This is a genomic window from Ruegeria sp. SCP11 (genome assembly GCF_040329455.1).
Classification (GTDB): Bacteria; Pseudomonadota; Alphaproteobacteria; order Rhodobacterales; family Rhodobacteraceae; genus Ruegeria; species Ruegeria atlantica_E.
Window position 1 is genome coordinate 97,214 of the sequence record NZ_JBDZYG010000014.1, and the last position, 20,772, is coordinate 117,985.

General features: G+C 57.8%; 21 protein-coding genes. 6 read left to right on the forward strand and 15 right to left on the reverse strand.

Annotation, left to right across the window (positions count from 1 at the left end):
- Nucleotides 1-4: 4 nt before the first annotated feature.
- From ABLN94_RS19465 to ABLN94_RS19475, 3 genes are all read right to left on the reverse strand, one after another.
- A complete protein-coding gene (locus tag ABLN94_RS19465; RefSeq protein ID WP_170495543.1) occupies nt 5-463 on the reverse strand; it encodes a FixH family protein in 459 nt (152 codons plus the stop codon).
- A 2-nt stretch (nt 464-465) separates the two neighbouring features.
- Nucleotides 466-1,893, reverse strand: a complete 1,428-nt coding sequence (gene ccoG, locus ABLN94_RS19470; RefSeq protein ID WP_352995612.1) for a cytochrome c oxidase accessory protein CcoG — start codon at nt 1,891-1,893, stop codon at nt 466-468.
- 101 nt (nt 1,894-1,994) lie between these two features.
- Entirely contained in the window at nt 1,995-2,870 is an 876-nt protein-coding gene (locus ABLN94_RS19475; RefSeq protein WP_352995614.1) for a LysR family transcriptional regulator, read from the reverse strand.
- A gap of 100 nt (nt 2,871-2,970) precedes the next feature.
- Here ABLN94_RS19475 and ABLN94_RS19480 point away from each other — a divergent pair, with 100 nt between their 5' ends.
- Complete coding sequence (locus ABLN94_RS19480) at nt 2,971-3,108, forward strand: hypothetical protein (protein ID WP_352995616.1); 138 nt, start codon at nt 2,971-2,973, stop codon at nt 3,106-3,108.
- A 137-nt stretch (nt 3,109-3,245) separates the two neighbouring features.
- Here the strand turns inward: ABLN94_RS19480 and ccoP are convergent, their stop codons facing one another.
- From ccoP to ccoN, 4 genes are read right to left on the reverse strand one after another with little or no spacing between them, the layout of a single operon-like run.
- Nucleotides 3,246-4,109 carry a cytochrome-c oxidase, cbb3-type subunit III gene (gene ccoP / locus ABLN94_RS19485; protein WP_352995618.1) on the reverse strand — a complete coding sequence of 288 codons (864 nt, stop codon included), beginning with the start codon at nt 4,107-4,109 and terminating at the stop codon, nt 3,246-3,248.
- Complete coding sequence (locus ABLN94_RS19490) at nt 4,106-4,291, reverse strand: cbb3-type cytochrome c oxidase subunit 3 (protein ID WP_170495533.1); 186 nt, start codon at nt 4,289-4,291, stop codon at nt 4,106-4,108. Before ABLN94_RS19490 ends, ccoP begins: the two co-directional genes overlap by 4 nt.
- A gap of 10 nt (nt 4,292-4,301) precedes the next feature.
- Entirely contained in the window at nt 4,302-5,030 is a 729-nt protein-coding gene (gene ccoO, locus ABLN94_RS19495) for a cytochrome-c oxidase, cbb3-type subunit II (protein WP_170495531.1), read from the reverse strand.
- Between the two features lie 14 nt (nt 5,031-5,044).
- On the reverse strand, nt 5,045-6,652 hold the full coding sequence (gene ccoN, locus ABLN94_RS19500) for a cytochrome-c oxidase, cbb3-type subunit I (RefSeq protein WP_170495529.1): 1,608 nt from the start codon (nt 6,650-6,652) through the stop codon (nt 5,045-5,047).
- A gap of 195 nt (nt 6,653-6,847) precedes the next feature.
- Between ccoN and ABLN94_RS19505 the strand changes: the two genes are divergently transcribed.
- On the forward strand, nt 6,848-7,687 hold the full coding sequence (locus tag ABLN94_RS19505; RefSeq protein WP_352995622.1) for a universal stress protein: 840 nt from the start codon (nt 6,848-6,850) through the stop codon (nt 7,685-7,687).
- A gap of 36 nt (nt 7,688-7,723) precedes the next feature.
- Here ABLN94_RS19505 and ABLN94_RS19510 read toward each other — a convergent pair whose 3' ends face one another.
- Together ABLN94_RS19510 and fnrL are read right to left on the reverse strand one after the other, a co-directional pair.
- Nucleotides 7,724-7,975: a GlsB/YeaQ/YmgE family stress response membrane protein gene (locus ABLN94_RS19510; protein WP_352995625.1), complete on the reverse strand. Its 252-nt coding sequence runs from the start codon at nt 7,973-7,975 to the stop codon at nt 7,724-7,726.
- Between the two features lie 74 nt (nt 7,976-8,049).
- Nucleotides 8,050-8,793 (reverse strand): transcriptional regulator FnrL, encoded by a 744-nt coding sequence (fnrL, locus tag ABLN94_RS19515; RefSeq protein ID WP_170495523.1) that lies wholly within the window; start codon nt 8,791-8,793, stop codon nt 8,050-8,052.
- Nucleotides 8,794-8,854: 61 nt separating this feature from the next.
- Between fnrL and hemN the strand changes: the two genes are divergently transcribed.
- From hemN to ABLN94_RS19530, 3 genes are all read left to right on the forward strand, one after another.
- On the forward strand, nt 8,855-10,210 hold the full coding sequence (gene hemN / locus ABLN94_RS19520; RefSeq protein ID WP_352995679.1) for an oxygen-independent coproporphyrinogen III oxidase: 1,356 nt from the start codon (nt 8,855-8,857) through the stop codon (nt 10,208-10,210).
- Nucleotides 10,211-10,385: 175 nt separating this feature from the next.
- A complete protein-coding gene (locus ABLN94_RS19525; protein WP_352995628.1) occupies nt 10,386-12,317 on the forward strand; it encodes an elongation factor G in 1,932 nt (643 codons plus the stop codon).
- 93 nt (nt 12,318-12,410) lie between these two features.
- Nucleotides 12,411-12,893 carry a DUF995 domain-containing protein gene (locus ABLN94_RS19530; protein WP_352995630.1) on the forward strand — a complete coding sequence of 161 codons (483 nt, stop codon included), beginning with the start codon at nt 12,411-12,413 and terminating at the stop codon, nt 12,891-12,893.
- 27 nt (nt 12,894-12,920) lie between these two features.
- Here ABLN94_RS19530 and ABLN94_RS19535 read toward each other — a convergent pair whose 3' ends face one another.
- From ABLN94_RS19535 to ABLN94_RS19555, 5 genes are all read right to left on the reverse strand, one after another.
- Complete coding sequence (locus ABLN94_RS19535; RefSeq protein WP_352995633.1) at nt 12,921-14,498, reverse strand: ABC transporter ATP-binding protein; 1,578 nt, start codon at nt 14,496-14,498, stop codon at nt 12,921-12,923.
- Complete coding sequence (locus ABLN94_RS19540) at nt 14,495-15,601, reverse strand: ABC transporter permease (RefSeq protein WP_352995636.1); 1,107 nt, start codon at nt 15,599-15,601, stop codon at nt 14,495-14,497. Before ABLN94_RS19540 ends, ABLN94_RS19535 begins: the two co-directional genes overlap by 4 nt.
- On the reverse strand, nt 15,602-16,687 hold the full coding sequence (locus ABLN94_RS19545) for a microcin C ABC transporter permease YejB (protein WP_352995638.1): 1,086 nt from the start codon (nt 16,685-16,687) through the stop codon (nt 15,602-15,604). It abuts the gene before it with no gap.
- A gap of 9 nt (nt 16,688-16,696) precedes the next feature.
- Nucleotides 16,697-18,601 (reverse strand): extracellular solute-binding protein, encoded by a 1,905-nt coding sequence (locus ABLN94_RS19550; protein WP_352995641.1) that lies wholly within the window; start codon nt 18,599-18,601, stop codon nt 16,697-16,699.
- A gap of 172 nt (nt 18,602-18,773) precedes the next feature.
- A complete protein-coding gene (locus ABLN94_RS19555) occupies nt 18,774-19,283 on the reverse strand; it encodes a c-type cytochrome (protein WP_170495567.1) in 510 nt (169 codons plus the stop codon).
- Nucleotides 19,284-19,401: 118 nt separating this feature from the next.
- On the opposite strand from ABLN94_RS19555, the gene ABLN94_RS19560 reads away from it, so the two are divergent.
- Nucleotides 19,402-20,235 carry a prephenate dehydratase gene (locus ABLN94_RS19560; RefSeq protein ID WP_170495509.1) on the forward strand — a complete coding sequence of 278 codons (834 nt, stop codon included), beginning with the start codon at nt 19,402-19,404 and terminating at the stop codon, nt 20,233-20,235.
- Nucleotides 20,236-20,292: 57 nt separating this feature from the next.
- On the opposite strand, the gene ABLN94_RS19565 is transcribed toward ABLN94_RS19560, so the two are convergent.
- Nucleotides 20,293-20,760 (reverse strand): SRPBCC family protein, encoded by a 468-nt coding sequence (locus ABLN94_RS19565; protein ID WP_352995644.1) that lies wholly within the window; start codon nt 20,758-20,760, stop codon nt 20,293-20,295.
- Between the last annotated feature and the right edge of the window lie 12 nt (nt 20,761-20,772).

Consider the following 20,772-nt stretch of genomic DNA (forward strand, 5'->3'; position numbering starts at 1 on the left):
TCAGTTACCCCTTCACGTACAGCGGCACCCGCTGCGCAAATTCTGCGCCCTCATGGTCCTTGGCGACCAGACGGATGTTCCAGTTGCCCTTGCCCAGAGCGGCAGGCGTCGCATAGGCCTGACCGTCAAAGGTGAAATCGGGCGAGAAGTCCTCTTTCACATGGGTTGCGCGGCCAACAACGGCCTGCAATTCGGCCACTTCAACCGGGGCTCCAGTCTTGTCGGTGATATGCAGGATCAGCAGCCCACCGGACACCTCAGCGCGAATCTCCCAACCCAGCGACTGCTGTTCCTGCAGACGCTCATTAAACTCCTGACTGGCGACGTATGAATTCTTGACCTCAAGCCCCGGAAAGGTCTTGACCGCGCTGTAGGCCAGGACGAGGTTCACGGCGATGATCACGCCAAAGGCGGCAACGAACACTGCCAATGCGTGCTTGCCGGTGAATTGACGTTCAGCCATGTTCAGTTCCCCCGTCCGTTAAACGTGGTGTCTTTATAAGCGCGCTCGCCACTTTCCAGGTCTTCGACCCAGATCCGCACTGGTGTCACATCCTGTGCTGCCGGGCCGGTATCACCAGCAGTCACGATGTAAACACGGGTCAATTGTGCCGTATCTGCGGTGACATTGACAGTGGCACCTTCGATACCCTCGATCTGGACCTGCAGCGCGGGGTCTCCTGCCAGAGACAGTTTGAAAGGACGATCCTCGCCATGCTTGTTGCGCAAGCGGACGTCATAGGTATTGCGGATCGTGCCATCCGACAAGGTAACGAAGGTCGGGTTACGCACCGGCGCCACGGTCAGGTCAATATCCGCGCGGATAAACAGGGCAAACAACAGAGCAAAACCCACCAGAGACCACATGGCCGTATACATGATCGTCCGAGGCCGCAGGATATGCTTCCAGACGTTCTTGGGCGGCTGCCCCGATCGTCCGCGAGTCTCATCGCTCAGCGCCATATAGTCGATCAAACCACGCGGCTTGCCGATCTTGGCCATCATGTCGTCACAGGCGTCGATACACAGCGCGCAGGTGATGCATTCCAACTGCTGACCGTCCCGAATGTCGATGCCCACGGGGCAGACATTCACGCAGGCCATACAATCGATGCAGTCTCCCAACTCGGAATCGGCGGTGCGCTTGCCCTTACCGCGCGGCTCACCCCGCCATTCGCGATAGCCGACGACCAGCGTGTCCTCGTCCATCATCGCGGCCTGAATGCGCGGCCACGGACAGGCATAGATACAAATCTGTTCACGAGCAAATCCGCCGAACAGAAAGGTCGTACCGGTCAAGATCAGAACGGTTGTATAGGCAACCGGGTGGGCATTGCCGGTGACCAGATCACGGGCCAGTGTTGGTGCATCGGCGAAATAGAACACCCAGGCCCCACCGGTTGCCAAACCGATCAACAGCCACACCGTCCATTTCGTGACACGCAGCCGGGCCTTTCGGAAATCCAGCTTTTCCTGACGATGCAATCGCAGTCGGGCGTTGCGATCGCCCTCGATCCAGCGTTCGACCAAAATGTAGAGGTCGGTCCAGACAGTTTGAGGACAGGCATAACCACACCATACGCGCCCCAGCGCCGAGGTGAACAGGAACAGCCCCAGACCGGCCATGATCAGCAGGCCCGCCACGAAGTAAAATTCATGCGGCCAGATTTCGATCCAGAAGAAGTAAAAACGACGGTTTGCCAAATCCAGCAATACCGCCTGATCCGGCAGACTGGGGCCGCGATCCCATCTAAACCACGGCGTCACATAGTAAATTCCCAGCGTGACAGCTAGGATGATCCACTTCAGGTTTCGAAACGGCCCGGACACGCGTCGGGGAAAAATCGGCTCCCTAGCAGCATAAAGGCTGGGGGCGGGGTCGGAATCGCTCACGAGCTGGCTCCAGATGTGGCTGGTAATTAGGCGCCTTGTCCCAGATCATAAAGATAGCCACTTTGACATGGGTCAAAAGCGCATCGCACAGACACCTTTTGTCACATGCGACCAGTTTGCCGCCTTAGCCACCCAACAAAAACCTTGACCGCGGGCCGCAGAGGAACATCGCCGGTGACAATATAATAGCCGCCTTCGCCCGGTTCGCAAAACAGTTCGACAATGCGACCCGCTTGTATGTCGGGCTCGACGAAATGGCGCACCGTGACACTCACCCCCTGACCGGAACGCAGCCCTTCAAGCACGAGATTGCCCGGCAACGCGATCCGACCAGCGCGCGGGCCATGCTTAACGCCCTGCCGGGCCAGCCATGAGGACGCTTCCGTGGTTCCAAGCTCCTCAAGCCAGGGCAACTGGCTCAGCTCGTCTGGCGTCATCGCCCCCCTGCCCTTGAGCAATGAGGGTGCCGCGACGATCACGATTGGGCTTTGTAGTAACAATTCCGCGTTCAAACCGGGCCAGTTGCCATTACCATAGCGGATCGCCACTTCCACCCCGCCCGGTCGCAGATCGACCTGCTTGGGTGAGGGGTCCAACATCAGAGGAATGTCGGGATGGTCGGCCTGAAACGCAGGCAGGCGCGGCATCAGCCACGAGGCTGCAAACGAAGGGGTCAGAGACACGTGAACCGGTCGATCCTCGGTGAAGTGCATCAAATCGGCTACGGCATCCCCAATTGCCCCAAAACCAAGATGCAGGGCGCGGGCCAGCTTTTCACCTTCGGCGGTCAGGACCATCGACTTCCCACTCCGGTCCAGCAAGGCCGCGCCCAGATGCCTCTCAAGCGCGCGCAGTTGCTGGCTAATGGCAGCGTGACTGACATTGAGCAGTGCCCCGGCCTGCACCACATTCCCCGTTTCCGCAAAGGCGTGAAAAGCCTTCAGCGACGCTAGGGGCGGCATTTTCATCCAATCCATATGTAAGCCTTAGTTACATTAAGGAATGCTAATTGAGTCGCATGTTCAATCTAAAAGATCAATCCTGACATCAAACCCACACAATCTGAGGAGGGATCAAATGCTGTCGATATTCGCACGTAGTTTCATGGTCGCCACCCATATGGATGGTCGCGACAAGTATCAGGACCGTCAATCGCGGGACGAGGATCAGTGGTGGAAGAAAACCAAACGCGTTTCACGTTCCTATTCGAAATGACAGGTCTTTTGGACCGGATCGAAACAGGCTACTAGTCTAAGGTAATAGCACCGGCTGTTCAGGAAACGCGCGAACAGATGGAACAGCCGGTGCCTCAACCTTCGGGCGGCAAACCGTCCGAAGGTATTCTTTTGCCGTTACTGACCGCCACCCAACTGGTGGACGTAAGCCGTGACAGCGCGGATCTGCGCGTCGGTCAGACGGTTTTCCCATGCAGGCATCACACCGAAGCGGCTGTAAGTGACCGTCTCGGTCAGAGCCTCTTCGCTCCCGCCATAAAGCCAGATGGCATCGGTCAGGTTCGGTGCGCCCTGGAACACATCGCCAGTGCCGTCCTCACCGTGGCAAGCGGCGCAGTTGTCTTCGAAGACAACCTTGCCCGCCTGCGCTGCCGCATCGTCGGACTGCGCATTGGTCAGAGACATCACATACTGAACGACTTGAGTGATTTCTTCCTTTTCGAGGATCTCACCAAAGGCCGGCATCTCGGAATAACGCGCATCGTCGCTTTCCTCATTCCGGATACCGTGGGCGATTGTGAACTCGATATCTTCAAGCGTACCGCCCCACAGCCATGCGTCGTCCAGCAGGTTCGGGAATCCGGTTGCACCCTGCGCACCCGAACCGTGGCACTGCGCGCACCAGGTACGGAACACAGCGCCGCCCGAGTTCACTGCATATTGCTGCAGTTCGGCATCTTTCGAGATGTCTTCCAGCGGTGTGTCCACCAGACGTGCGTTCCACGGGGCGTTGGCCTCTTCGAACGAAACCATCTCTTCCTGCACTTCACCGCGCGAGGACCAGCCTGTCACACCAGCCGTGGCCGACTGCACCAAGGGCCATGCAGGGTACATGATGGTATAGATCACACCCCAGATGATGGTGACGTAAAAGGTCCACAGCCACCAGCGGGGCATCGGGTTGTCGAACTCTTCCAGACCGTCCCAGCTGTGGCCAGTTGTCTTAGGATCGCCCGGCAGTTTTTCAGGTGTCTTGCTCATTGCCGCGCCTCCTTGGATGTGGCGGGTTTGTCTTGATGCCGGAAGGGGATGTTGGCGGTGTCCTTGTATTCCTTGCTGGCACCGGGGCGGAACACCCAGACGATGATGCCAACAAAGAAGACGAACAGCACAAGCAGCATCCAGCTATCCGCGAACTGCCGTAAGAGAGTATATTCTTCCATCACACCCTCCTTATCGGCTTGCGTCCGGGGTGAAGGTCGAGAAATCGACCAGCGTGCCCAGCATCTGCAGATAGGCGACCATCGCATCGGCCTCGGTCAGTTCGGGTTGACCATCGAAGTTGCGCACGCTGACTTTGTCGCCATAGCGTTCCAGCAGCCCGTCATAGTCGCTGTCCGGGTCGGCCTGCGCGCGGAAGTCGGCCTGAGCGTTCGCCAGCATCTCCTCGGTATAAGGCGTACCCAGAAGCGCGTTCGCCTTCATGACGTCGGCGATATACTTGCCGTCGATCTTGCGATGTTCGAGGAAGCCGTATTTCGGCATCACCGATTCCGGCACCACCGACTGCGGATCACGCAGGTGGTCGATATGCCACTGGTCCGAATAGCGGCCGCCAACACGGGCCAAGTCAGGCCCGGTCCGCTTGGAACCCCACTGGAACGGGTGGTCATACATCGATTCAGCCGCCAGCGAATAATGGCCGTAGCGTTCGACCTCATCCCGCATTGGGCGGATCATCTGGCTGTGGCAGACATAGCAGCCTTCGCGCAGATAGATTTCACGGCCCGCCATTTCCAAGGGGGTGTAAGGGCGCATGCCCTCCACCTTCTCGATGGTGTTCTCAAGATAGAACAGCGGGGTGATCTGAACGATGCCACCGATGGTAACGACCAGAAAGCTGAACACCAGCAGGAGGGTCGCGTTGGTCTCGAGGATCTTGTGTTTGTCGAGAATTGCCATTGCTCCGGCCCTCCTTATTCAGCCGGGACCGCGACGGTCAGGCTGGCCTCTTTGGCCGGCGCTTTCCGCACAGTCATCCACAGGTTGTAGCACATGATCAGAGCACCGGCGACGAACATCACGCCACCCAGAGCACGCACCACATACATCGGGAACTTGGCCGCCACGGTGTCGGCGAACGAGTTCACCAGGAAGCCGTTGGCATCCACTTCACGCCACATCAGGCCTTCCATGATACCGGTCACCCACATCGACGCGGCGTAGAGCACGATGCCGATGGTGGCGAGCCAGAAGTGCCAGCTGACCATCTGCAGCGAGTACAGACGCTCACGCTTCCACAGGACAGGCACCAGGAAGTACAGCGCACCAAAGGTGATCATGCCGTTCCAGCCCAGCGCGCCCGAATGCACGTGACCAATGGTCCAGTCGGTGTAGTGGCTGAGGCTGTTCACAGCGCGGATCGACATCATCGGGCCTTCAAAGGTGGACATGCCGTAGAAGCCGACCGAGATCACCATCATCCGGATCACAGGGTCGGTGCGCAGCTTGTCCCAGGCGCCCGACAGGGTCATCAGACCGTTGATCATACCACCCCAGGACGGCATCCACAGGATCACCGAGAACACCATGCCCAGCGTCGAAGCCCAGTCAGGCAGCGCGGTATAGTGCAGGTGGTGCGGACCGGCCCAGATATACAGGAAGATCAGCGCCCAGAAGTGGATGATCGACAGCTTGTAAGAGAACACCGGACGCTCGGCCTGTTTCGGGATGAAGTAGTACATCATGCCCAGGAAGCCCGCGGTCAGGAAGAAGCCCACAGCGTTGTGGCCGTACCACCACTGGATCATGGCGTCTTGTACGCCCGACCAAACGATGACCGATTTCGAACCCCAGATGCTGACCGGGATGGTCATGTTGTTGACGACGTGCAGCATGGCAACGGTGACGATGAAGGCCAGATAGAACCAGTTGGCCACATAGATGTGGGGTTCTTTCCGCTTGACCACGGTGCCGAGGAAAACGGCCAGGTAAGCAACCCATACGACAGTCAACCACAGGTCAACATACCATTCAGGCTCGGCATATTCCTTGGACTGCGTACCGCCCAGAACATAGCCGGTCGCGGCCAGCACGATGAACAGCTGATAGCCCCAGAACACAAACCACGCCAGATTGCCACCCCACAGGCGCGCCGCGCTGGTGCGCTGCACCACGTAGAACGAGGTTGCGATCAGGGCGTTGCCGCCGAAGGCAAAAATCACCGCCGAGGTGTGCAGCGGACGCAAACGGCCAAAATTCAAATATCCCTGCGCCCATTCAAAGTTCAGCGCCGGAAAGGCCAACTGAAAGGCGATGAATGTGCCCGCGATGAACCCGATCACGCCCCAAAAGGCGGTCGCGATAACGCCATAGCGGATCACGTCATCCATGTACTCGGCCGAGCGATCGACAAGAATATCTGGCTCTTCAGTATTTCTCAGCGTCCAGATGAACAAACCACCGGCGATCAGCATCACCAGAATTGCATGCACCTGATACGCCAAATCGCGTGCATAGTTGGACCCGATCGCGGCAAACACCACGACCAGACCAAGCACGATCAGCTTGATGTAATTTGACATATTGCGTCCCTTTGCCATGCCCCGCGTGATTCTTTTGTGTCGCAGGACCTTATTGACTGGCCGCTGTTTTGTCGGACAGAGGCCAGAATTGCTTTGATCTGTGTCAAGACAATAGCCTGAATTCTGTGACAATCGTAAATTGACAGCTGGGCCATAGAGCCGCAGGTGGATGAGCTCTCAAGGCAAGAGGTCCAAATGGCTTACAAATCTCTTCTCACCGTCATGACGGACACACACCAGGTTGACTCGGCTCTGGCGCAGATCGCCGCCTTGGCAACATCGCAGGACGCACATGTCGAGGCTCTCTGTCTCGGCGTCGACCGCAGCCAGACCGGATATTATTATGCCGGGGCAAATGCACTGATCCTGCAAGAAACGCTGACCCGTGCAAATGCCGAAGCGGACGAAATCCTCAGCTACGCCAAGAACTACCTTGGCAAGACAGGAACCCGTTGGTCAGCAGAAAACGGTGTCGCGCAAATCGCGGACATCGGACGTCACGTAGCGCACAGAGCCAGGTTCTCTGACCTGGTCGTCCTGCCACAGCCTTATGGAAAAGATCGCGGTGCCGAGGCCGAACCCATCATTGAGGCCGCCATGTTCGAAGGCCATGCGCCCGTTCTGGTCACTCCGGAGGATGCAACCCCCTTTGCGCGCCCCGGCACGATCTTGATCGGATGGAACGAAAGCGTCGAGGCCATGCGGGCCATACGCCGCGCCCTACCCTTCCTGATCGAGGCCGATCTGGCGCGCATCGTCGTGATCGACCCGCCGCGACATGGTCCCGACCGGTCGGACCCTGGTGGAATGCTGTCACAGATGCTGGCGCGCCACGGTGTGAAATGCGAGATTGACGTACTCAGCAAAACCATGACTCGCGTATCTGATATCCTGAACCGGCACGCAGCAGACACCGAGGCCGACATGATCGTGATGGGGGCTTATGGCCACTCGCGCTTCCGCGAAGCTATTCTGGGCGGTGCAACCCGAAACATGTTGGAACAGGCCTCGGTCCCGGTGTTTCTGGCCCACTAAGGAATACAGTCAAAGAAACCGCCCCGAGGGGCGGTTTTACTTTTTCACGAGGCCGATCAGGAACAACAGGATCACCGCGCCGATCGTAGCGAACAGGATGGATGAGAAGAGGCCTCCTCCAACAGAAAAGCCCAGCGCGGGGAAAATCAAACCGGCGAGAAACGCGCCGACAATGCCGACAATGATGTTTCCGATCAGGCCGAAGCCACTGCCTTCCATGATTTTACCCGACAGCCATCCGGCGATGGCGCCAATGAACAGCATCGCCAAAATGCTACTGAATACCATGAGTTACTCCTGAGGTTATCTCTACTCAGGCTCAGTAAAGCACGAGGGCGAGCTGCAGTCACGCAGCAGATTCGTCAGACCAGAAACCCACCATCCGTGTCGTCACCGGCCTCTTCCATCAGACGTCCCATATCGGGGATCGTAACGTGACGCTTGCCCTCCAGCAGGATGACCTGGTCCTTTTTCAAGGCCGAGATCTGACGGCTGACTGTTTCCAGCGTCAGACCGAGGTAATCAGCCATCGCCTCGCGGGTCAGGGGCAGATCGAACACGATCGGGCCGGTATTGCCCTTTTGATTGATCGACGCATCGCGTCGGGCGATGATGGACAGAAGGCTGGCAATCTTCTCTCGCGCCGTCTTGCGCCCCAGCACCAGCATCCATTCGCGCGCCGCGTCCAACTCGTCCAGCGTCATCTGCAATAGGCGGTGCGCGATATGCGGCGTGGTGTTCATCAGCTCTTCGAAGGGCTTCTTGCGAAAACAACACATGACCAGATCGGTGGTTGCCTGCACGTCATAGGGCGCAGAATCACGCCCCGGCCGGCCGACAAAATCGCTGGGCAGCAAAAGGCCGACCATTTGCGTACGCCCGTCCTCCATCGTCTGGGTTAAGGAAGCGATCCCGGACACGACGGAGCCGACAAAATTCATCTGATCCCCTGACCAGATGATCGTCTGCCCGGCTTCGAAACTGCGATAATACTTAATATTTTCCAGCTCTTCCAGTTCGTTCGCGTCACAGTGGGCACACACTGCGCGATGCCGGATGGGGCAGTCTCCACAGTTCGTATGGTCGATCTTGAATATCGGTGTCATGCGCGTTTCCACTTGATCTCGGTCAAAGTATATGGCCGGGCCGTCCCTTAAACGTATCGCCATGATAGTGAAACCACAATTGGCAAAGCTTGGACTTTTTGACGCGAAAGTACCGCGTTATACAAGCTACCCCACCGCTCCCCACTTCAACAATGACGTGGGGTCAAGTCTTTATGGCGACTGGATTTCTGGACTCAAGCCGGGCAGCGAAGTGTCGCTGTACATCCATGTCCCCTTCTGCCGCAGACTGTGTTGGTTCTGCGCCTGCCGCACTCAAGGTACGCAAACGGACAACCCTGTGATTGCCTATGTAGATGTGCTGAAGGCCGAACTGGACTTGCTGGCGGCACGCCTTCCAGAGGGCATCACCCTTTCGCGCCTGCATTGGGGTGGCGGCACGCCCACGCTGCTGAACCCGGACCTTATGCGCGATCTGTCGGCGCGAATTCTGGACGTGGTGCCGCTGGGGTCGAATGCCGAATTCTCGGTTGAGATCGACCCGAACGAGATTGACGAGGGCCGACTGGACGCGCTTGCCGAATCCGGTATGAACCGCGCCTCTATCGGGGTGCAGGATTTTGACGATGAAATTCAGCAGACCATCGGGCGCATCCAAAGCTATGACACAACCCGCAAAGCTGTGGACATGATCCGCGCTCGCGGGATCACCAGCCTGAACGCCGATATCCTCTATGGTCTGCCACACCAGAACAAGACACGGATGACGGAAAGCGTACAGAAACTGCTGTCGCTCAGCCCGGACCGGGTGGCGCTATATGGCTATGCGCACGTACCTTGGATGGCCAAGCGGCAACAACTGATCCCATCGGACGCCCTGCCTACCCCAGAAGAGCGGCTTGACCTGTTCGACACAGCCCGCCGCCTGTTCATGTGGGACAATTACGCGGAAATTGGAATCGACCACTTTGCCACGCAAGACGATGGTCTGACGCACGCACTGAAAGCCGGGCGGCTAAAGCGGAACTTCCAAGGCTATACTGACGATCAGGCCGAAGTTCTAATTGGCGTCGGTGCGAGCTCGATCTCGCGCTTTCCACAGGGCTATGCCCAGAACGCGCCTGCGACGTCGGCCCACACCAAGGCGATACGCGAGGGGCGCTTCTCGACCTCGCGCGGGCATTTGTTCAAGGGCCAGGATATCTTGCGCGCACGCCTGATCGAGGCGCTAATGTGCGATTTCCAGATCAATTCAGCCGAAATCCTGCGCGATTACGAGGTTAAAGCGACTGAGCTGCAAGGGATGTATCAGGATGCAAACGCGGCCTTCGACGGCCTACTGCGGATCACCGAGGATGGCCTGTTCATCCCGCCCGAGGCACGTCCGCTGACCCGAATGATCGCCCGCAGTTTCGATGCCTATGATCTAAGCAAAGCCGGCCACAGCTCAGCAATCTGACCCCTCGAGAGGTCAGGACTTGACGCGACGGGTCGGTTTTTCACAAACTTGTAGTGCGGGCGACGCTTCGCCCGCTCTTGAGGCAGGCCAATTACCAGACAATTGTGCCGACGCGTCCGCGTAAGGCTACCCTTTTCGTGCAGGTGAACTGCAATTTGAAAGAGGGACAGCACTCATGCGCGTTTTCACCGTCCTCGGCCCCAGCCAATCGGGCAAAACCACTCTGGTCGAGGCCATCAGCCGCCTCGACGGGCGGCCTACAACATTCGACGTATCCGGAACCGTGCATTTGCACGGTTTTTCTTACTTGGACGAGCCATGGTGCGCCATCGACGTGGATGGCGGCGGTGACAATCTGGCTTATGTCGGTCCTGCCATGGCAATCTCGGACGCTGCCGTGGTGGTCGTGCCACCCGACCCGAACGCCGCCGTTCTGTGCGCGCCCTACCTGCGATTGGTCGAAGAGGCCGGCATCCCCTGTTTCCTGTTCATCAATCGCATGGACAATCCAAACGGCCGCATCCGCGACATCATCGCAGCGCTGCAAACTTACTGCACCCACCACATCGCCCTGCGGCAAGTTCCGATCCGTGAAGGTGATACGATCATCGGCGCGGTCGATCTGATCTCGGAACGAGCATGGAAATACCAGGAAGGGCAGCCCTCGGCCCTGATCGAACTGCCTCAGTCTGTCGAGGACCGCGAACAAGAAGCCCGCACCGAGCTGTTGGAAACCCTGTCGGATTTCGACGACCACCTGTTGGAGCAGTTGATTGAAGATAAGCAGCCCCCCAGTGCCGAAGTCTATGACCTGGCCGCGCAGGTGTTGCAGAACCATCAATTGATTCCCGCCTGTCTGGGCGCTGCCAGCCATAGCAATGGCCTGACCCGCCTGATGAAGGCCCTGCGACATGAGGCTCCGGAATTCGATATCGCTGCCGGGCGCGATGAGGCGGCGGAGAACGCCCGGGCCATCGCCGGATTTGCGGATGTGAAGAAACACATTGGCAAGATCGTCGTGCTGCGAGGGCTGGGCGATGGCGTAAAAGCGCATGAGAATCTAGGTGGGGAAACCGTCGGCAACCTGACAACGCTGGATGCCAAGACGCAAATTTCAGATCTACCCGCCGGGCAAATCGGGCTGGCGGTGAAATCCGACCATCTGAACCCCGGCAACCTCTATGACAGTGCCTCGGCGACACCGCTGCCCGAGTGGGCGGCTTCGCACCCGGCAGCGCATCGGCAGATCGTTTCGCCCGCGCACGAACGCGACGACGTACGCCTGTCCAACGCGTTGCACCGTCTGGTCGAGATCGACCCCGGTCTGCACCTGATGCAGGACGAACTGAGTGGTCACGCCGTTCTCGGCTCGCAAGGTCCACAGCATATGCGGCGTGTAACCGCTAAGCTGGATGAGGATTTCGGGATTGAAATCGCCACTGACGTGGTCGAGACCGCCTATCGCGAAACCATCCGCACACCCGTCGAACACCGCCACCGTCACCGCAAGCAATCCGGCGGCGCAGGTCAGTTTGCCGACGTGGTGATTTCGATCGCGCCAATGCCGCGCGGAGCGGGGTTCCAGTTCGAGGAGATCGTCAAGGGCGGCGCGGTGCCCAAGAACTATATCCCTTCGGTCGAGCACGGCGCCAAAGACGCGCTTGCGCAGGGTCCCGAGGGGTTCCCGGTGGTCGACGTCAAAGTCACGTTGAGTGATGGGAAACACCACAATGTGGACAGCTCGGACTACGCCTTCCGCACCGCGGGCAAGAACGCCGTGCGCGAAGCCCTGCCGCAGGCGAAGCCGGTGGTCCTGCAACCGATCCTGAATGCCGAGATCCACTTGCCCTCGGATTTCGTGGGAGATCTGGTTCCGACCATCAGTTCGCTGCAAGGGCAGGTACTGGGCTTTGAAGGCAACCCCAACGCTTCCGGCTGGGAGATTTTCAATGCCCAACTGCCGGCAGTTGCTGAAGACGAGTTGCACCGAACCCTGGCCAGCGCCACACGCGGCACTGGCTGGGTTAAGCTGAGCTTTGATCACTACGAAGAACTCCGCGGGCCAGTGCCGAAAAGCGCATCACGCGAGACAGCCAACGCTCACTGACACTTCAATAAATCTTCTGGCCGTTCCGTCGGCCAGAAGTAATCCCGGGGCATGCCCCACTTTTTTAATGAAGATTAGAAAGGAGCCTTTGTTATGACGTTTTCAAAAACACTCCTGTGCACAGTTGCAGTTCTTGGTCTCTTGATATCCAGTACAAGCAGTGCGCTGGCAGATAAAAAACCAAAGGGAGCGAAGAAAACCGATCCTCAGACAATTGCGCAGCTATATTCGGGCAAAACCTCAAACTGGAACAGTGGTGGGCATGCCTATTGGGGACCGGGCGGTGAGTACAAAGGAATAAACAAAAAGGGGACCGCTGTTGGTATCGGAAAGTGGTTCGTCACGACTAAAGGTCGCCTGTGCAATGAAACGATTTGGTACTGGCCGGAAGACAGGCAAACCAAATCGGAACCTTACGAGGAATGCTGGGAGTTCGTTACAGCCCCGGATGGGACAATCTGGGAACGATATATGCCTGACAAAACCGAATGGTATCGGCACAAGCCCGAGAAACAGGTGAAGGGTGATGCTGCGAAAAGCAAGTTTAACAAAATTGCAAAGAGTTTGGGTCTTTGACCCAAACCGGGCGGGTTTCGACCCGCCCTATCCTGCGGCCGCAATCAGTTCGCGGGTATAATCGGTCTGAGCGTTCTCGAACAGCTCCTCAGCCGCGCCCATCTCGATGACATCGCCGTTTCGCATGACGATCACCTTGTGTGACATGGCACGCACGACCTTCAGGTCGTGGCTGATGAACAGATAGGCCAGCCCATATTTTCGCTGCAGGTCGCGCAACAGATCAACGATCTGCACCTGCACCGTCATGTCCAGCGCGCTGGTGGGCTCGTCCAGCACCAGTAGCTTAGGTCGCAAGACCATGGCTCGCGCAATTGCGATGCGCTGACGCTGCCCGCCTGAAAACTCATGCGGATACCGATCCATCGCAGCTGGGTCGAGACCAACCTCGGTCATCACTTCTGCCACCAGCTCGCGCGGGGCGCGATGGGGATCGACTTTGTGAATGGCCAGCCCTTCAGCAATGATCTGCTGGCAGGTCATGCGCGGGCTGAGGCTGCCGAACGGATCCTGAAACACGATCTGCATATCTTTGCGCAGACGACGCAGCTCGCGCGTGGACCATCGGCGCACGTCCTGATCGCGGTAGGTGATACCGCCCTCGGACGCGATCAGCCGCATGATGGCCAGCGCCAGTGTGGTTTTGCCAGAGCCACTTTCTCCGACGATCCCCAGCGTCTCACCGGCGCGCACACTGAGCGTGGCGTCGTTTACAGCCTTCACGTAACCGACGGTGCGCTTCAGAAATCCACGCTGTATCGGAAACCAGACTTTCAGGTGATCTGTTCGGGCGACCTCTTCGGCATCCGGCGCGACCGGGTCGGGATGCCCCGAGGGTTCGGCCCCCAGCAGCTTACGAGTATACGGGTGCTGCGGATTCTCGAAAATTTCGGAGGTCACTCCGGTCTCGACGATCTCGCCATCCTTCATCACGCAGACCCGGTCGGCGATGCGCCGCACGATGCCCAGATCGTGAGTAATGAACAGCATCCCCATGTTCTCGGATTTCTGCAGCTCGGCCAGCAATTCCAGAATTTGCGCCTGAATGGTCACGTCCAACGCGGTCGTGGGTTCGTCCGCGATCAGAATATCCGGCTTGTTGGCCAGCGCCATCGCGATCATGACCCGCTGCCGCTGCCCGCCCGAAAGCTGGTGCGGATAGCTGTCCAATCGCTCGCGCGGATCACGGATACCCACCTTGGTCAGCAATTCCACAATCCGTTCCCGTGCTGCGTCACCTTTCAAACCCTGGTGCAGGGACAGCGACTCGGCCATCTGCTTCTGGATCGTGTGCAACGGGTTGAGCGAGGTCATCGGCTCCTGAAAGATAAAGCTGATATCGTTGCCGCGCACATCCATAAGCTTGTCCTGCGAGGCGCCGATCATCTCGTCACCGTCATAGGTGGCCGAGCCTTCAACAATGGCGCTGTCGCCCAACAACGATACGGTTGAGAGAGCAGTGACCGATTTTCCCGACCCGGATTCACCCACCAAAGCCACGGTCTCACCCCGGTCCACGGTAAACGATACGCCTTTGACCGCTGCACTCACTTGCCCGTCCTGCCGGAACGAGACCTTCAGGTTGTTCACATCCAAAAGGCTCATGAAAAGGTCTTTCTGGGGTCAAACGCATCGCGTACGCCTTCGAAGATGAAGACCAGCAGCGACAGCATGATGGCAAAGGTGAAGAAGGCGGTGAAGGCCAGCCACGGGGCCTGCAAGTTCTGCTTCGCCTGCAAGGTCAGTTCTCCCAGCGACGGGGCCGAGGATGGCAGGCCGAAGCCAAGGAAATCCAGCGAGGCGAGACCACCGATGGTGCCGGTCACGATGAACGGCATGAAGGTCAGCGTGGCGACCATCGCATTGGGCAACATGTGACGGAACATGATCGTCATGTTGCCGACACCCAGCGCCCGCGCGGCGCGGACGTATTCGAGGTTGCGCGCGCGCAGGAATTCAGCCCGGACGACACTCACCAACCCGGTCCAACTGAACAGAATCATAAGCGCCACCAGCAGCCAGAAACTTCGCCCCAGAATGGCGAACATGATGATGATGACATAAAGCGACGGTGTGGCGGACCAGATCTCGATAATCCGTTGGAACACAAGATCGAGCCAGCCGCCGAAAAAGCCCTGAATGGCCCCAGCAAAGATGCCGATCAGGCTGGCCACGCCGGTAACCATCAACGTGAACAGGATCGACAGGCGGAAGCCATAGATCACGCGGGCCAAAACGTCGCGTTTGGTGTCGTCTGTACCCAGCAGGTTCTGCCCGTTCGGAGGCAACGGCGCGGCGCCGGGGCGATCCACACTGGTGTTGAAGGAATACGGGATCAGCGGCCAGATGGCCCAACCTTTTTCATAGCCTTCAGCCTGAAACGTCCCGGCCTTGATCTCATCAATGATACCTTCGGGATCGTCGAAACAGTCCTCAAGCCCGCCACTGTCGATCAGGCATTGCACTTCGGGATCGCGGTAGATCGCTTCGGTCTGGAAATCACCGCCGAACTCGGTCTCGGCATAGAAGTTGAAGATCGGCGTGTAAAACTCACCCCGGTATTTCACGAGGATCGGTTTGTCATTGGCGATGAATTCGGCAAACAGCGACAGGCCAAACAGCACTGAGAAGATGATCAGAGACCAGAAGGCCCTACCATTGCGGCGGAAGTTGCGCCAACGGCGCTGGTTGAGTGGGGACAGTGCCATTTACCCCTCCCGCTTTTCGAAGTCGATGCGCGGGTCAACCAGCACATACATCAGGTCGCTGACGATGCCGACCAACAGCCCCATCAGGCCAAAGATGAACAGGGTCCCGAAGATCACCGGATAATCACGAGCCACGGCGGCCTCAAACCCCAGACGGCCCAGACCGTCCAACGAGAAGATCGTCTCGATAATGATCGAACTGCCGAAGAAGACGCCGATGAACACCGCCGGGAAACCGGCGATAACGATCAGCATGGCGTTACGGAAGACGTGGCCATACAGCACCTTGCCTTCGCTCAGGCCCTTGGCCCGCGCGGTCATCACGTATTGCTTTTTGATCTCATCCAGAAACGAGTTCTTGGTCAGCAGTGTCAGCGTTGCAAAGGCAGAAATTGTTAGAGCAATCACTGGCAGGGTGATGTGCCAGAAATAGTCGATGATCTTGCCAAACAGGCTGAGACTGTCCCAATTGTCCGAGGTTAGCCCCCGCAACGGGAAAATCTGCCAGTAAGAGCCACCGGCAAACAGCACCAGCAACAGGATCGCAAACAGAAAACCGGGGATGGCATAGGCCACGATGATGGTACCACTGGTCCAGGTGTCGAACCTCGATCCATCTTTCACAGCTTTGCGAATGCCCAGCGGGATGGAAACCAGATAGGCAATCAGCGTCGACCACAAGCCCAGCGAGATCGAGACCGGCATCTTCTCAAGCACCAGATCGGTCACACTGATCGAGCGGAAATAGCTCTCACCGAAATCCAGCGTCAGGTAGTTGCCCATCATGGTGAGGAATCGTTCGACCGGAGGTTTGTCGAAGCCGAATTCTCGTTCTAATTCTTCGATGAATTCCGGCGGCAGGCCGCGCGCGCCGACATAACGGTCGTTGGCACCGCCGGTCTGCTGTTCGATATCGCTGCCGCCTCCGGCGATGCCTTCGAACACGTCACCACCGCCCTCCATCTGGGCGATGATCTGTTCAATCGGACCGCCGGGGACGAACTGCACCAGCGTAAAGTTGACGATCATAATCCCAAGTAGGGTTGGGATGACCAGCAATAGGCGTCTTAGAATATATGCTCCCATGGGGGCGGATTACCTCAACGCGCCTGACGATTTCAACTCGGCTTCTTTCTCGGCGTTGATCCACCAAAGGTCTTCCACACCCAACGCATATGGCGGCAGGTTTTCGGGGTATTCATACATGTCCCAATAGGCGACCCAGTATTTTCCCAGATACCATGTCGGCACCATGATCCGCTTGGCACGCAAAACTCGGTCCAGAGCCCGGACATTGGCGAAGAGTTCCTCGCTTTCGGTTGCAGCCACGATGTTGTCGATCAACGGTTCAATATCGGGGCCGTGCGCGCCTGACGGGTTGAACACGGAATATGACGCCGCCTCGGTCCCGAACTGCTGATACAGGCCGGTCGAAGGCTGCAGCGATGTCGGGTAGCCGCCAACGATCATGTCAAAATCCCGGTCTCGGCGGCGCAGAGTGAACTGGGCGTTATCGACACGGTTGTAGTTGGCATTAATCCCCATGGCACGCAGGTTGTCGACGAAGGGCTGAATAATCCGGTCTAGAGTCGGCTGATCAGACAGGAATTCGATCGACAGCACTTCACCGTTTTCATTCCGGCGGATGCCATCGTCTCCCACAAGCCAACCAGCCTCATCCAGCAGCTGCATCGCCGCGCGCAGGTTCCGGCGGTCATTCTGGCGGGCGGGGCGAGATTCATGAGCGCTGATCGGTTCCTCGGTCAAAACCGCCGGATCTACCGCATCGCCCAGTGCTTGAAGCACCTCCAACTCACGTCCTTCAGGCTGGCCGGTTGCCTCAAGATGAGTCCCCTCCCAGAACGAACTGCGTTGTTGGAACAAGCCGTATTGCAGGCTTTCGTTGGTCCATTCGAAATTGTAGGCGAGTTGAACTGCTTCACGCACGCGAGGGTCTTGGAACTGCGGTCGATCCAGATTCATTATGAAACCCGAGGCCGTTGGCACGCTGCCATCCTCAAGTTCGGCGCGGATCACATTGCCATTCGAAATCGCCGGAAAATCATAAGCCGTGGCCCAGCTTTTCGAGTTGTTCTCCTGCCGCAGCGTGAAAGTACCCGCCTTGAACCCCTCCATCGCGGCAATCGAGTCGCTGAAGTATTCGATACGGATGGTTTCGTAGTTATTTCGACCGACATTCACGTTGATGTCGTCGCCCCAATAGTCGGGGTTGCGCTTGTAAACGATGCGTCGGTTAATGTCGTAGCTGTCCAGCACATAGGGCGCTGACCCAATCCCCGGCACGAGGCGTGACTTGTCCAGACGGCGATTTTCTGGATCCGCTTCGAACCACGCTTTGGAAAACACCGGCGTCCCGCCCACCTGCGAGATCAAAGCCCGGCGCGGGATGTCCGGCGCAAAATAGAATTTAACCCGATGCTCATCCAGCGCTTCGGCGCGCGGGATACGTTTGCGCACGGCGTCTGCGTAAGATTTCAGCCCCTGATCCAGCAACAGATTATGAGAAAATACGACGTCTTCAGCCGTCACCGGGGTACCATCCGAGAACCGAGCCTCGGGCCGCATGTTGAAGATCACCCAATCCTGGCTTTCGGGGTATTCAAGGCTTTCCGCCAGCAAACCGTAATAGGATGCAGGTTCGTCATAGGACGGAACCAACAGGGATTCGTACTGATCCGCTGACCGCACCCCGGCACGGCCCTGCCGCGTGAACGGATTGAAACTATCAAACGTGCCCTGCGCAGCATAAGAAAGTTCCCCGCCCCGCGGCGCGTTCGGGTTCACATAGTCGAAATGGGAAAAGCCTTCGGGGTACTTCAGATCGCCAAATTCCGAGAAACCGTGGCTTTTGATGATCTTCTCTTCCGCGAGCAACTGCGTGGACATCAGAAGAACCAGAAAGAACCCGATCGCCAAGGCATGTATCCAGCGACTGAAATCCAATGCGCGCGCCTGAACGGAAACTCTGTTGGATTTCATATTGATCATCCCCTGCTTCGCCTGTCTCTTTAATGTTGTACGCGCCAGCTAAATGACCAGCACTGTCAGGTTCAAGTTTAGAATGCGTGAACGCTTTGTGAAGATGTAGTTAGGCAAAAATAAAGCCGCTGCATGGGGCAGCGGCTTAGAAATTCAGTGACTGACCAAGGGATCAGTTGCCGATCGTTTGCAAATAGGCAATCAGATCGGCGCGCTCTTGCGGTTTTTTCAGACCGGCAAAGCTCATGGAAGTTCCCGAGATATAAGCACTTGGGCGTTCGAGGAACGCGTCCAGCGCCTCAGGTGTCCAGTTGCCACCATGCGCCTGCATCGAAGCGGAGTAGCCAGTGAAGCCTTTGGCTGAAGCAACCGGGCGATCTACAACACCGTAAAGGTATGGCCCTGTACCGTTTGCGCCGTCTTCCAGCTTGTGGCAGGCGGTGCACTTGCGGAAGACACGAGCGCCTTTTTCCGGATCGGCGGCGGCCAGCATGTCTTCGAATACCACCTCTTCGCCGTCGGCGCTTTCACCCGCGCTTTCGGTTTCGATGATATAAGAGGCCGTCTCGCCATGCCCATCCGCATGGTAAAGAACCTGAGCACCCCATTTGGCCAGAAGCAGCACCAGGAAGGTGCCAAACAGGCCTGCTGCGGCCTTGGTAACTGTCATCGTGTCGAACATTGATCGCGAGTCCATTTAGCTGTCTTCGGGGTGTCTAAGGCTTCCCCTTGCAAGAGGCAAGGTATAGACACCGCGACTAAACGCCCAATTCTGGAACTTGTTGCACGGAATCGACCAAATGACCAAACGTATCGCATTTCAGGGAGAACCCGGCGCCTATAGTCACGAGGCCTGCCGCAATGCCCGCCCCGATATGGAAGCCCTGCCCTGCCGCACGTTCGAGGATGTCATCGAATCGGTACGGTCAGGTGAGGCAGATCTGGCAATGCTGCCGGTCGAAAACACCACCTATGGCCGGGTCGCCGACATTCACCGGCTTTTGCCCCACAGTGGACTGCACATCATCGACGAAGCCTTCGTGCGTGTTCATATCAACTTGCTGGCCGTTCCGGGCGCAACGCTTGAGGATATCACCGAGGCGCATTCTCATCTGGTTCTGTTACCGCAATGCGCGGGCTTTCTGAAAGAGCACAACATCCGCGGCCGCGTCAGCCCCGACAATGCCCGCGCAGCGCGTGAGGTCTCGGAACAAGGTGAACTGCATTCGGCGGCACTGGCCAGCGAACTGGCCGGAGAAATCTATGGTCTGAACGTGCTGGCCCGCCATATCGAGGACCAGGACAACAACACCACCCGCTTTCTGGTCATGTCCCGCGAAGCAGACCTGTCCCGACGTGGCCCGCACGGCATGATCACCAGCTTCGTGTTTCAGGTGCGCAACATTCCTGCGGCTCTATACAAAGCTTTGGGGGGCTTTGCGACCAATGGCATCAACATGACCAAGCTGGAAAGCTACATGGTCGACGGCTCCTTTACTGCAACTCAGTTCTACGCCGATATCGTCGGCCATCCCGATGACCGAAACGTACAGCTCGCGATGGACGAACTGGAGCATTTCACCACCAACGTCGAAGTGCTGGGCGTCTACCCCGCCGCCGAGCCGCGTGGGTAACAGCTGGTTAATAGCTGCCTGAATTGAAACTACTGGCCCAAAGGTGTTTCGAGTCAGTCAACTGCCATGCAGGTGGCGCTCTTCCATTTCTCGGGCAAATTCGCTGAGCCGCACCTGAAACTGACGCCGGAATCGCGCCTGACCCAGCCGCAGCGATTGCAGCAACAACCGAGCGGGTAGAGACTTGGCGGCAAGCGACATCTGAATGTTCAGACGGGTACGGCGCTGCGACAAAGCCAGAAACTCCACGGTCGTCATCCCGTTCATGCCCTTGCTGGACGCTTCAAACCTCATATGCGACGGTGGTTCACACTCGGCCATTTGGATCGCAACATGACGCGGCTTACCGCGCAGCTTGAATTCGGTTTCCCACTGTGTTCCCGGCACGACTCCCATATGGCCCGATAGCCGACGCACCTCGACACCGCGGCGCATCGCCATACGTTCAAAGCGTTCAAAATCGGCAACCATTTCGAACACCGAATTGATCGGGGCCTCAATATCTTCGCGCGCTGTAAACTGCATGGCGGTTCGTGG

Coding starts and splice junctions, on each gene's coding strand:
- ABLN94_RS19480 (WP_352995616.1), top strand. CDS start 2,971: ATGCTGTCGATATTCGCACGTAGTTTCATGGTCGCCACCCATATGGAT.
- fnrL (WP_170495523.1), bottom strand. CDS start 8,793: ATGACACCGATATTCAAGATCGACCATACGAACTGTGGAGACTGCCCC.
- ABLN94_RS19510 (WP_352995625.1), bottom strand. CDS start 7,975: ATGGTATTCAGTAGCATTTTGGCGATGCTGTTCATTGGCGCCATCGCC.
- ABLN94_RS19555 (WP_170495567.1), bottom strand. CDS start 19,283: ATGTTCGACACGATGACAGTTACCAAGGCCGCAGCAGGCCTGTTTGGC.
- ccoN (WP_170495529.1), bottom strand. CDS start 6,652: ATGTCAAATTACATCAAGCTGATCGTGCTTGGTCTGGTCGTGGTGTTT.
- ABLN94_RS19525 (WP_352995628.1), top strand. CDS start 10,386: ATGCGCGTTTTCACCGTCCTCGGCCCCAGCCAATCGGGCAAAACCACT.
- ccoP (WP_352995618.1), bottom strand. CDS start 4,109: ATGAGCAAGACACCTGAAAAACTGCCGGGCGATCCTAAGACAACTGGC.
- ABLN94_RS19550 (WP_352995641.1), bottom strand. CDS start 18,601: ATGAAATCCAACAGAGTTTCCGTTCAGGCGCGCGCATTGGATTTCAGT.
- ABLN94_RS19465 (WP_170495543.1), bottom strand. CDS start 463: ATGGCTGAACGTCAATTCACCGGCAAGCACGCATTGGCAGTGTTCGTT.
- ABLN94_RS19535 (WP_352995633.1), bottom strand. CDS start 14,498: ATGAGCCTTTTGGATGTGAACAACCTGAAGGTCTCGTTCCGGCAGGAC.
- ABLN94_RS19565 (WP_352995644.1), bottom strand. CDS start 20,760: ATGCAGTTTACAGCGCGCGAAGATATTGAGGCCCCGATCAATTCGGTG.
- ABLN94_RS19530 (WP_352995630.1), top strand. CDS start 12,411: ATGACGTTTTCAAAAACACTCCTGTGCACAGTTGCAGTTCTTGGTCTC.
- ABLN94_RS19490 (WP_170495533.1), bottom strand. CDS start 4,291: ATGGAAGAATATACTCTCTTACGGCAGTTCGCGGATAGCTGGATGCTG.
- hemN (WP_352995679.1), top strand. CDS start 8,855: ATGATAGTGAAACCACAATTGGCAAAGCTTGGACTTTTTGACGCGAAA.
- ABLN94_RS19540 (WP_352995636.1), bottom strand. CDS start 15,601: ATGGCACTGTCCCCACTCAACCAGCGCCGTTGGCGCAACTTCCGCCGC.
- ABLN94_RS19475 (WP_352995614.1), bottom strand. CDS start 2,870: ATGGATTGGATGAAAATGCCGCCCCTAGCGTCGCTGAAGGCTTTTCAC.
- ABLN94_RS19560 (WP_170495509.1), top strand. CDS start 19,402: ATGACCAAACGTATCGCATTTCAGGGAGAACCCGGCGCCTATAGTCAC.
- ABLN94_RS19505 (WP_352995622.1), top strand. CDS start 6,848: ATGGCTTACAAATCTCTTCTCACCGTCATGACGGACACACACCAGGTT.
- ABLN94_RS19545 (WP_352995638.1), bottom strand. CDS start 16,687: ATGGGAGCATATATTCTAAGACGCCTATTGCTGGTCATCCCAACCCTA.
- ccoO (WP_170495531.1), bottom strand. CDS start 5,030: ATGGCAATTCTCGACAAACACAAGATCCTCGAGACCAACGCGACCCTC.